The sequence below is a fragment of the Flavobacterium psychroterrae genome, assembly GCF_018380615.1.
In the GTDB taxonomy this organism is placed as follows: domain Bacteria; phylum Bacteroidota; class Bacteroidia; order Flavobacteriales; family Flavobacteriaceae; genus Flavobacterium; species Flavobacterium psychroterrae.
In genome coordinates this window covers 129,205-141,025 of record NZ_JAGYVZ010000011.1, presented here as the reverse complement: position 1 = coordinate 141,025, position 11,821 = coordinate 129,205, and the positions used below count along the sequence as shown (strand labels likewise).

Annotated in this window: 7 protein-coding genes; 1 reads left to right on the top strand and 6 read right to left on the bottom strand. The window is 34.5% G+C overall.

Annotated elements, in window-relative coordinates; translation table 11 throughout:
* Nucleotides 1–59: 59 nt before the first annotated feature.
* Nucleotides 60–566 carry a hypothetical protein gene (locus tag KHA90_RS13260; RefSeq protein ID WP_213300814.1) on the top strand — a complete coding sequence of 169 codons (507 nt, stop codon included), beginning with the start codon at nucleotides 60–62 and terminating at the stop codon, nucleotides 564–566.
* A 2-nt stretch (nucleotides 567–568) separates the two neighbouring features.
* Here the strand turns inward: KHA90_RS13260 and KHA90_RS13255 are convergent, their stop codons facing one another.
* From KHA90_RS13255 to KHA90_RS13230, 6 genes are all read right to left on the bottom strand, one after another.
* The gene (locus KHA90_RS13255; protein WP_213300811.1) at nucleotides 569–1,372 is read right to left on the bottom strand and encodes a DUF2490 domain-containing protein; all 804 of its coding nucleotides are present in this window, start codon (nucleotides 1,370–1,372) and stop codon (nucleotides 569–571) included.
* A gap of 46 nt (nucleotides 1,373–1,418) precedes the next feature.
* Complete coding sequence (gene rlmB / locus KHA90_RS13250) at nucleotides 1,419–2,153, bottom strand: 23S rRNA (guanosine(2251)-2'-O)-methyltransferase RlmB (protein ID WP_213300808.1); 735 nt, start codon at nucleotides 2,151–2,153, stop codon at nucleotides 1,419–1,421.
* Between the two features lie 85 nt (nucleotides 2,154–2,238).
* Nucleotides 2,239–3,645: a SusD/RagB family nutrient-binding outer membrane lipoprotein gene (locus KHA90_RS13245; protein WP_213300805.1), complete on the bottom strand. Its 1,407-nt coding sequence runs from the start codon at nucleotides 3,643–3,645 to the stop codon at nucleotides 2,239–2,241.
* A gap of 16 nt (nucleotides 3,646–3,661) precedes the next feature.
* On the bottom strand, nucleotides 3,662–6,724 hold the full coding sequence (locus tag KHA90_RS13240) for a SusC/RagA family TonB-linked outer membrane protein (protein ID WP_213300802.1): 3,063 nt from the start codon (nucleotides 6,722–6,724) through the stop codon (nucleotides 3,662–3,664).
* A gap of 306 nt (nucleotides 6,725–7,030) precedes the next feature.
* Entirely contained in the window at nucleotides 7,031–8,533 is a 1,503-nt protein-coding gene (locus KHA90_RS13235) for a SusD/RagB family nutrient-binding outer membrane lipoprotein (RefSeq protein ID WP_213300789.1), read from the bottom strand.
* A 10-nt stretch (nucleotides 8,534–8,543) separates the two neighbouring features.
* Nucleotides 8,544–11,759, bottom strand: a complete 3,216-nt coding sequence (locus KHA90_RS13230; protein ID WP_213300787.1) for a SusC/RagA family TonB-linked outer membrane protein — start codon at nucleotides 11,757–11,759, stop codon at nucleotides 8,544–8,546.
* Nucleotides 11,760–11,821: the final 62 nt, after the last annotated feature.

Here is an 11,821-nt window from a genome sequence, read left to right as displayed (position 1 = left end):
AATATTGATTGATTTAAAAACACTACTTTTGTTTGTGTTGTAATTTCAATCAATGTGTTATGAGAAAAATAAACTTACTTATTGTTGTTTTATCATTCGCTTTCATTTCAAAAATAGAAGCTCAATGCGAGATTAAAAATAGGGTACAGGCAGATGGTACAATGATGTACTATTTTGAACCAGCCGATTTTTATATCACAAAATCAAAATCACTAAAAATTAATATTGTAACAGACAAAGAGCATTATTTTGTGGCTTTGCAGCCTTCACCATTTCCTTCTAAAAAAGAAGGTAAAAAAATCAACGATGATTTAATTATCCACTTATCGAATAAGCAAGAATATAAGCTGACACACTACGATACACAATACAGGAATAATGATTCGATAATGCAGGTGCTTTATTTAATGGATCAAAAAGATATTGATGCTTTTTCTAAGTTTGAAGCGGTAGTTGCCGAAATTAATATGAAAGGAACAGAATTTGTTCGCGATTATAATTTCAAATTACATAAGGATGCTATAATGGAACAGCTGGAATGTTTTCTAAAAAAGGAGGAAAATTAATTTTAATCCTCAGCTTTTGGATTATTATGAAGATGTGATAATTTTTTTTCAATATTCTTAAAAAGATTATTAAAAGTAATAGTGAGAGACGCGGCATTCACAATCTGATTTTGTTCGTCTCTTGGCAAATATTCGTTTGCATAAGTTAACTCCACCTGAATATCATCTGTAAATAAATAACCTGCACCAACGTTAAGTTTATTGCGGTCAAAAAAACTAAGACCTGTTACTTTGGTTCCCGATTTAAAATATAATTCATCTGATGCAATCGCATAAACCACGCCTTCCCGAAGTATTTTACTATTGATAGGTTTTATATACTTTATTTGCTGACGATAACGAAGAACATTTTCATAATCATCTTCTCCGTTTCTCATATGTCGCAATTCCATTCTCATTCTTGTGCTTAAAGTATAGCCAGTTTTATGAAAATAGTATATTCCCTGTAAAGCAAATCTCCATTCCGGAGATTTAAACTGACCAATTTCCGGCACATCTTTATTGTCATAGTAAGCAACAAAAGTCGAAAGTTTCCATCGGGGAGATAAATAATAATGTCCCCAGCCTCTAAACGATTTTTGAATATTGGACTGAAAAATATCCGAAGAAGTTGCAGTACTGCTGTAAGATGAGCCGAGATCTAATTCAGCAGACCATTTTTCATTTAATGTTCTGCTAAATTGAATTTCATTCCAGAATTGCCCGTAGGTTGTGGCTTGTCCATAGCTTAAATTTGTAATTAATAAAATTACAATTAAACAAAAAGTTTTATATAAGAATATATTATGAGTTAACTTTAAAGACATTCATGATAGATTTATTTGTCATGCGTAATCTCATTCTCAATACTATTTAACTTCTTTGGCGAACAGCTTCATATAGAAAAGCTCCACAAGCTACAGAAACGTTTAAAGATCCTATTGTTCCAAACATTGGTAATTTTGCTTTTTCGTCAACAATTTTAAGTACTGAAGGGTTTATTCCTCTGTCCTCAGATCCCATAATTATAGCTACAGGTTCGTTTAATGCTACGTCATAAATATTCTGTTCAGTTTTTTCAGTTGCAGCAACTGTTTTAATTCCTGATCCCTGAAGATAAAAAATAGCATCCTTAATATGCTCAACTTTACAAATAGGCACATTAAATACTGCTCCCGCAGAAGTTTTAACTGTATCGCCATTTACTGGCGCTGATCCTGCCTTTTGAACAATGATTCCGTTTACACCGGTACATTCTGCTGTTCTTATGATCGCTCCAAAATTTCGCGCATCAGAAATCTGATCTAGTATTAAAAATAATGGTTTTGTACCAGATGCAAGAGTCGATTCAACTAAATGTTCTAAATCTATAAATCCAATAGGAGAGATGGATGCAACTGCTCCCTGGTGATTATTTGGTGTTAACCGATTTAATTTTTCAACAGGTACATAAGAGAAATTAATGTTAGCGCGTTTCATCACTTTCATTAAATCTTTCATTAATTCTCCAGAAATTTCCTTTTGTATAAATACTTTATCAACTTCTTTACCTGCTTGAATTGCTTCTATAATGGCTCTAATTCCAAAAATTTGATGTTCTTTTTCCATGTGACAAATATAGGTATAATGTTTATATAAAAAAAAACCACTCTGAATGAACAGAGTGGTTTAATATATTTATTCTAGAATAAAATTAGTCTTTATCCCACCAAACTTTAGTTGTTACATTACTAACCACAGTTGCGTTAGTGTTGTATTGTCTTTCGTCCGATGGAGTTGGTAGTCTTACCGGAATAAGTTTCGTGTTTGAATTTTTATTAGGAGTTAAAGCTGGAAATCCAGTTCTTCTGTAATCATTATACGGCTCCATAGTTAAGAAAAGAGCAAGATATTTTTGTTGGATAATATTTGCAACATCAAAAGTTGCTGTAGCAGTTCCTAGGAAGGTAGCTGAGGGTGCTGAACCAGTAATTTTTGTTACAGAAGCTGTTACAGCTTCTTGTAATGCTACTTGAGCACTTGGTTGACCTAATCTAGCTTTTGCTTCAGCTTCAATGAATTTAGCTTCGGCAAAAGTTACTATTCCAATTGAAGAGTTTGCACTTGCATATTTTGGTCCTATGTAAGAAGTTCCAGTAGATGCTTGATCTTCCGCACTATTTCCAATATAAATAGCTGGTGCAGTAGAACCTTTAGGTGGTATGTTTTTAGCGATCATAAAACTTAATCTAGGATCGTTATTGTTTTGTAGATAATCTACGAAATATTTACCAACTTTTAGATAATTTGCACGACTCACATTAAATGCGTACCATTGGTTAAAGCTGTTAGCTGTACCAGGGAAATATGTGTTTGCATCATCTGAATTAGCAGTCATGTCAGCTTTAGTAATATAATCTAATGCTTTTTGTGCTGCTACAGTACTACCTTCAACATTTGTTAATCTTAAAGCAAATCTTGCTTTTAAAACATAAGCAACTTTTGTCCATTTTTCTGTGTCTCCATTAAAAATGAAATCAGCATCTTCAGGAATCTCTTCGTTGCTATCTTCTGGTTGAGATAAGTTTACAATAGCTTTATCTAGAAGAGTTTGAATTCTTTCATAGATTTCTTGTTGTGTATTGTATTTAGGATTTTTATTTCCTTCAGCTGCAAGAAAAGCTTCATCGTAAGGAATATCTCCCCACATATCTGTAGCATAGCCTAAGTTTAATGCAGTTAATACTTGTCCGATTCCATTGTACCAAGGGTAGTCTTTAGCGAAATCTCTGTTTAAAATATGACCATTCATCAAAGTAGTTTGATAAAGAGTATTCCATTCGTTGTTTACATCTTGCTCAGTTACAATGTAACGTGCAATTTCTCCCATTTGACCAACATTCGTACCAGCTAAATGTTGAGTGAAAATACCTGCATTTCTTGTTAGTCCACTAGTGTGAGTTTGAAAAGTAGATACTTCCATAGCAGCCACTAATAAGGATGGATTGCTTGTTGAAGGGTTATTTGGATTGTCATTAAAGTCGTCTAATTCTGTCTGACAGCCAGTTAGTAAACTAATACTAAACGCCGCAAGAATTATGCTTTTTATATATTTTTTCATTTTTATTTGTTTTAAATTAGAAGCTTACACGTAGACTCATTATGAATGATTTGCTACCTGGATTGTTGAAATAATCTAATCCATTAATTCTAGAACCTGCTCCTGTTAAACTTGTTTCAGGATCTACACCTTTATAGTTAGTATTTAACCATAAGTTTCTACCTGTAAGTGAAAGCTGTGCAGCTGAGAAGAAAGGAAATTGTTTTACATTAAAATCATAGCTTATAGTTGCATCACGAAGTCTAACCCAGTTTACAGTTTCTACTGCTTCTTCTGCAGCCCCACCACCATCGCCGACAACTTGTCTGTAGTATTGTTGTGCAGTTATAGGTGTTGTATTTGGTGTACCGTCAGCTTTAACTCCTTCTACAATATATGTTTTCTCTCTGTCAGCAGAAGCTTCAGAGATACCGATGCTGTTTAATCTTGCTAAAGTACCATTATAAACTTCTCCTCCGTATCTAATATCTAACAACGCTGATAAAGTTACTCTTTTGTAAGAGAATGTGTTTCTGATTCCTCCAGTCCATTTAGGAGCTGAATTACCAAGGTTTCCTGTTTCTCCATCAAGTAATGGAATTCCATTAGCTCCAATAATTTTTTGACCGTTAGCATCACGTTGCCATTTAGTTCCGTAAAAACTTCCTAATGGTTGTCCTTTAACTGCATAATATCCAATTGAAGCAAAAGCACTTTCGATAGAAATTTCACTTAAACCACCAGAAATGTCAGTAACTTCATTTTCGTTTTTAGCCCAGTTTGCGTTGATGTTCCATTGAAATGGGTTACTTTTTTTGAAAATGTCATATCCAACTTCAAGTTCAATACCTTTATTTACTAATTCAGCAGCATTTTTGTACTGTGAAGAATAGCCTGATGATTGAGCTAAAGGAACGTCAATTAATAAATCTTTTGATGTCTTGTAGTAAAGACTTAAATCAATAGATAAACGATTATCAAAAAATTTAGTGCTTAAACCTAAATCGTGACCTAATACTCTTTCTGGTTTTAAGTCTGGGTTTCCTAAACGTCCACCAAGTGCCATACCATTAACTCCATCGTAAGGGAAGGTTAATCCATCAGTATAACCATCAGTCATGCTAGGTTGTCCAAATATACTAACTGTACGATATGGAGCAGGAGCAATACCTACTTCTCCGTATCCGTAGTTTACCTTTACGAAATTTTGCCATCCAAAAGTGTTTGAAAGGATCCAAGAAGCAGTTCCTGAAGGGAATATTGCGCTTTGTACATTGTCACCATATGTAGATGACCATTCTTTTCTAATTGTTCCTGCTAAGAAAACCTGATCTTTAATGTCAAAATCTAATTGAGCAAATATAGCTCTTGATATAGTGTTTTCTTCGTAGTTAGAAGCGTACAATTCTGTAGTGTTTCCTAAATTATAAAGTCCTCTAACAGATAATCCTTTACCTCTTGAGAATATATCTAAATATTGTGTAGAACGTAAGTTAAGACCTGCAGTATAGTTGATTTTTAACCATTCAGATTTTAAAGGAAGTAAACCAGTTGCAATAAAATCTCCGTAGTAATCTTTATTAGTGATGCTGTTAAAAGCTACTTCACCAATTCCTCCCAATCCATCTCCATTTGAAGAAACAGCATAGATCTGTTTACGAGCATCAGAATATGTATCAATACCTGCTTTAGCAGTTAATGATAGCCATTCTGCATGACTATAAGTTAAAAAGATATTTCCTAGCGCGCGATTAACATCACTGGTTGCAGGATTTTCGTTTACAGTAAAATATGGATTGTCATATGAAGCGAAATAGTTTGTATTGTTTCCAAACTCGTCTTTATAATTTCTCAAATCATAATTGATAGGGGAACGCATTAAACTTAACATAACTCCAGAAGTATTACTTCCATTTTGAGCTAAAGTATTAGTTGTATGTGTGTATTGCATACTAGCTCCAGCTTTCCATTTTTCGCTTAGTTTTAAGTCTCCGGCAAGTCTGATTGTATTTCTTTTTAGACCTGTTTCTGGAATCATACCAGTTTGAGTAACATTACCATACGAAGCTCTGAAAGTTGCTTTTTCGTCTCCTCCGTAGAATGAAATGTTGTTTGTGTTTGTGATTCCTTCTTGGAAAAAGTTGCCTGGTTGATCAAATGTTTTCATCCCTAAAGAAGCTGCAGATGGTCCCCAGCTTTGAGGAGTGTTTACTGCGTACGTTGGTACACCAGTTAAATTGTAATCACCTTGAACATATTTTCCTTGTCTTGCAGGTAATTGGCTTACTTTGTCAATAGATAATGATGTACTGAAATCGATACCTAAACCTTTACCATTTTTACCTTTTTTAGTTGTGTAGATAATAACCCCATTACCAGCTCTCGCTCCATATAAAGCTGCTGCCGCAGGTCCTTTAAGAATGGTAACGCTTTCAATATCATTAGGGTTGATGTCTAATGCTCTGTTTGAATTGTTGATTCCTGATAAGTTAGCATTAAAAGGATTGTCTCCAGCAGCAGTTTGAGTTGTGCTGTTGTCAATCGGAATACCGTCAACTACGATCAAAGGGTCTGTAGATCCTGTAATAGTATTTGCACCTCTAATAATAATTTTACTTGATGCACCAGGAGTACCTCCAGAACCAATAATTTGTACACCTGCAGCTTTTCCTGCTAATGCCTGAAGAACGTTTTGTTCTCCAGATTTAGTAATTTCATCTGAAGTTACTTTAGATACTGCGTAACCAAGTTTTTTCTCGTCTTTTTTAATACCCAATGCAGTTACAACTACACCTTCCAATTCAACTGAATCGTCTTTTAATTTAATATTAAGTGAAGTTGAACTTGCAGCTACTTCTTGAGTTTTCATCCCAATGTAGCTAAATACCAAAACTTGACTTGAAGATGCTTTGATAGAAAATTTACCATCAAAGTCTGTTTGCGTTCCTGTTTTAGTTCCTTTAACTAATACACCAACACCTGGTAGAGGCATTCCTGTATTGTCAGAAACTGTTCCAGTAACAGCTCTTTCTTGCGCGAAAGTAAGTTGCGCAACTAGTACTAATAAAAGTACTAAGAATCCATTGAACTTTAGTTTCATTTTTAAATATTTTGAATTAGTTTGACAAAATTCTTAATAATTTGTTAATCTACCTAATATAAGGCGCTTTTTTTTTAGTTAAATTATGATTTTACCGCTGTATATTGTTTTTTTATAGTTAAAAAGCCGATGTAAATAATAATTTCTCATTTTTTTGATTAAAATTTAATAATAATTAAATTTTTGATGTTGCTAGAGTTGTTAAATTTTGACAAATTTGAATTACTTTTTCTTTTTTTATAACTTTTATACAAAAAAGCCACTCTATACTAGAGTGGCTTTATGTTAAATTATGTTAGTGATTTTTTATTTATCCCAAAATATTTTTGTGCTTAATTTGTCTCCTCCAATTGAGGTAGCGGCAGCATTATAATTTGTAGCATTTAATGTTTGCTCTCTAATAGGGTAAGCCATTCTTGACGGAACTTGACCTCCTGCAGCTGCATCAGCATTTGCCGGCGGTGTAAGAACAGGAAAGTTTAATCTTCTTGTAGATGTCCACCCTTCAAATCCTCTATTGAATAAAGCGTACCATGCTTGCTCTCCAACTTTTTGTTGCCATGTTCCTGTAGCTGTAGCATAAGCAACAGTAGGTTGAAGTAAATATGCTTCAGCATCTGCTGGGGCTATACCCCAATCTTGCATCGATGCTCTAATTGCTGCTTCATAATGTGTGGCGATATCACCGCTTACTGCAACTCCTCTTCCGGCAGCTTCGGCAAGTAAAAATTCTACTTCAGCATAATCTAATAAAGTTCCGCTAAAGTCTGGTGCTTTTATCTTGTCGCTCGCATGTGTAAATCTAGATTGGCTATTTTTAGATCCAACTATTCCTCCTTTGTAACCTGTAATTGTAACTAAATCACCATCTGAATTAGTATCCTTATAAGTTGGTCTGAAATAGGCAGTTTTTCTTGGGTCATTTAGAGTAACTAAAGCGTCAACAAATGGTTTTGCAACAACAAAATCATTTCTTCCTGAAAATACCATATCCACGTAAAGCGGATTTGTATTAGGAAGATTTACCATGTATGGTAATTTAGCATTATCTGCATTAGATGTAAATGCACCTGTAGAACCAGATATAATTGCAGCATCAGCAATTGCAGATTCTAAACCAGATGCTTTCAGGTTTACTCCTAATTTTAATTTGATACTGTTTGCAAATTTAACCCAGGCGTCTAAATCATCTTGGTAAATAACATCGGCAGCGCCAAATGCAGGTTTTGAAACATCTATATTAGCAATGCTGGCATTTAAACGAACAATAAGGTCTTTGTATATATCAACTGCTTTGTCATATTTAGGAAGGTAATTTCCTGATCCTTTCAAGGCTTCTGAATATGGTACATCGCCATATGTATCAACTAATATTTGATATGTGTAAACCGATAAGATATCAATAAGTATCAATTGGTTTTTTTTGATAATGGTTTTTTGTGCAAATTCAGGATCTGTAGATATGATTACCTCTTTATCAATAAAATCTTTTGCTTGAGAAAGTTCGGCTAAACTTCCAGCATACAATCTGTCCCAGTGATTGTCAGAAATTTTACGAGTTACCCAGTTGTAAGTAGATTCGTCCAGATATGTAGTCTCTGTCCATTGCTGGTTTACTAATCTAAATATGTTTTTATTTACATTGGTATTAACAAGTTGTTCTGTTAATCCTTTTTCTGCATTAGTGAATAATGTGCTTGCTGGTACTACAGAAGGGTTTTTTACATCTACATTTAAGTCTGTTAGGCTATTATCATCACATGAAATTGTGAGGATCATAATTCCTAAAGCATATATTAATTTTTTCATTTTTTCTGTATTAAAATTTGAATGTTAAGTTAAATCCAATATCTCTAGTTGTTGGTAATGAACCAACTGAATAACCTCTAGAGCTATTTCCTGAAGATAATCCGCTTTCTGGATCTGCGTAAGGTAGATTTTTACTGATTATCCATAAGTTCGATCCTACAAGGCTTGCAGAGGCAGAGCTTAAGAATGTATTGTCGAACATCTTTTTAGGGAAGTTGTAAGTAATAGATACCTCTCTTAATTTTACAAAAGAAGCGTCGTAAATGAAAGTTTTGTTTGGTGCAGCTTGATATCCTAAACTATTTGCTATTGAGCCTCCTTTTGTTTTAACAGTGTTTGGACTTCCGTCTGGTGCTACTCCTGCATTTAATGTTCCATTTTCTCTAATGTCGCCTACAGCAGTTTCTTTGTATAATCCTGATGCAAGACCATAATACATATCTAATGAGTAAATATCTCCACCTTTTTGAGTGTCAATTAAAAATCCAAAAGTTAAATTTTTATAGCTAAATTTATTTCTAACACCACCAATCCAATCTGGAGTTATGTTTCCAATTGTATTGCTTGAGTTTGTTGATATTAGATATTTTCCTGTAGCTTGATCTACAGTTGGCTGTCCATTTGTGTACACGTAATCGGTTCCTTTTAATGCTCCATAAGCTTCTCCAGGAGCTGCGTTAACTGTAACACCTCCTTGGAAAGATCCTAATTGAAGATTGTCTAAACCGTTCGGTAAAGAGATAACTTTACTTTTGTTATTAGACCAGTTTACAATAATTTCCCAGCTAAAATCTTTCGTTTTAATTGGAGTTCCGCTTAATTGTAGCTCTAAACCTGTGTTTTCGATATTTCCACCGTTAACTAATCCTGCAGTGTATCCAGATGCAGATGAAACTGCTGCTGAAACGATTTGATCAACTGAATTTGTTTTGTAGTAAGTAATGTCAAATCCTAATCTTCTGTCTAGTAAACTTGTTTCTAAACCAACTTCGAAAGATTTTGTTCTCTCAGGTTTTAGGTTTGGATCTTTGTTGATACTACGAAATGGAAGTAGTAATGAGTTTGTATAAAGAGGTTGTCCTTGAAAGTTTGAAACTCTTGTATATGTATTATTCAATTGTAAAGCATCTGCGTCATTTCCAACTTCAGCATAATTCACTCTGAATTTTCCAAGGTTCAACCAGTTTGCTTTTACAAGGTTTGAGAATAAGAAAGATCCTGAAACTGCAGGATAAACATATGAATTGTTGTCGTCTGGTAATGTAGATGAAACGTCTCTTCTTACAGATGCGTCCAAGAAGTAAGTGTCTAAGAATCCGATAGAACCTTGAGCATAAATACCATTAACACCTGAAGATATTTTTGCTTCTTTTGGGAATGGTAAGTCTAAACGGGAATTTGACAGAGCATATATTCCAGGTACTACCAATCCACCAACAGTTGAAGCTAATACGCTTTCTCTGTCATTTCTTCTGATGTTTGTTCCAATAACTCCATTTACGCTAATGTCGTCGCCAAATTTTTTATTGAAATTTAACATGAAATCATAATTAATCTCTTGAAAGTTGATATCATTTCTTTGGTAACCTGATGATTCATCAACAGGAGAAAGACCAAATCCTGAAGCAATAGATCCTATAGCTCTTCTTTCTTCTTGAAGTTGTTTGTAGGTATCTAGGGAAACTCTTCCTAATGCGCTTAACCAAGGAGTGATGTCATAGTTAAGAGATGCATAGCTAAATAAACGTGTTCTGTCATCTGAAGAGTAATTTTGATAACGAGTAAAGTAAGGGTTGTCCCAATATGCAGGTACTAAACCTGATGGATCAGTTGGATCAGCCCAGTTCCAAGTTACGTTTTGTCCTCCTGATGCAAAGTAAACGTCTTTTAAAGCTCGAACGTCAGTATTTGTTTGCCACCATTGTCTAAAGTTACTCATGATATTGTCATTGTATCCAGTTGAGTTTCTACCCACTGTACTTTGCAATGTAACCGCAGCATATGCGTTAGCGGTAAGCTTGTCGGTAACTTTTTGACTAAATCTTGCGCTTATCTGGTTTTTCTTCAGTTCGCTATTTGGTAAAATACCTGTTTGGTTTGTATTTACATAACTCATCGATAAGCTAGATCTGTCTGTAGATTTTTCTAACGATATGCTATTAACAAATGTATGAGCATCATTGAAGAATTTTGACGGACCATTTTTTGCAGCTGCCCATGGCGTAGCCTTACCGTAATTTGGTGAAAATGGTGTAAAAGCATCCCATTGGTAAACTGGCTGATTGTCGAATGCGTCTCCATCAGAGGCATCATTTGATGTGTCTACTGTGTCAGGCGTTCCGGTTCCTAAAAATGAAGATCCAAAACCGTAACCAGATCCATATTTGTTTTGATATTCAGGAAATGTCTTTTTGTCGATACTTCCATTTGTAAATCCGCTTGAAAATGAAAAACCAATTTTGTTATCATTTGATTTTCCTTTTTTTGTTGTTACCATTACAACACCATTTGCGGCTCTTGAGCCATAAAGTGCTGTTGCGGCTGCTCCTTTAAGGATGTTGATGCTTTCAATGTCTTCTTGGTTGATATCTGATGCATTATTTCCATAATCGTAACCTCCACCACCAACTTGTTGAGAAGATGCGTTTGAATTCGAGTTGTCAATTGGTACCCCGTCAATTACCCAAAGTGCTTGGTTGTTTCCTGTAAGTGACTTATTTCCTCTAATTACAACATTTGTAGATCCTCCAAAGTTATTATTTCTTTGAACTTCAACACCGGCAGCTTTACCAGATAAAAGGTTGGCAACGTTAGCATTTCCTGCTCCGCCATTAATATCTTTTCCTGCAATTTGTTGAGAGGCATACCCTAAAGATTTTTTTTCTCTTTTAATCCCCATCGCAGTAGTTACTACTACTCCTTCAAGTTGTTGGGCATCTCCGGATAATTTAGTGTTCACTTGTGATGAGCTCGCTGTAATTTCTTGCGATTTCATTCCAATGTAGCTAAATACTAAAACTTGACTTGTTGTTGCTTTAATGGAGTATTTACCATCAAAATCAGTTTGTGTGCCAGTTTTTGTTCCCTTAATTAATACACTTACGCCAGGTAAAGGCATTCCTGCATCATCGGTTACAGTCCCCGAGACAGCTCTTTCTTGCGCAAAGGTTAATTGCGCGAATAGCACTAATAATAGTACTAAAAATCCATTGAACTTTGGTTTCATTTTCTCAATTATTTTGAATTAGTGATGCAATATTCATAATAATTTGTTAATAATCCTAACGT

Bases quoted from the DNA above. Each gene is read 5' to 3' on its own strand.
- KHA90_RS13260 (WP_213300814.1), top strand. From the start codon at position 60: ATGAGAAAAATAAACTTACTTATTGTTGTTTTATCATTCGCTTTCATT.
- KHA90_RS13255 (WP_213300811.1), bottom strand. From the start codon at position 1,372: ATGTCTTTAAAGTTAACTCATAATATATTCTTATATAAAACTTTTTGT.
- rlmB (WP_213300808.1), bottom strand. From the start codon at position 2,153: ATGGAAAAAGAACATCAAATTTTTGGAATTAGAGCCATTATAGAAGCA.
- KHA90_RS13245 (WP_213300805.1), bottom strand. From the start codon at position 3,645: ATGAAAAAATATATAAAAAGCATAATTCTTGCGGCGTTTAGTATTAGT.
- KHA90_RS13240 (WP_213300802.1), bottom strand. From the start codon at position 6,724: ATGAAACTAAAGTTCAATGGATTCTTAGTACTTTTATTAGTACTAGTT.
- KHA90_RS13235 (WP_213300789.1), bottom strand. From the start codon at position 8,533: ATGAAAAAATTAATATATGCTTTAGGAATTATGATCCTCACAATTTCA.
- KHA90_RS13230 (WP_213300787.1), bottom strand. From the start codon at position 11,759: ATGAAACCAAAGTTCAATGGATTTTTAGTACTATTATTAGTGCTATTC.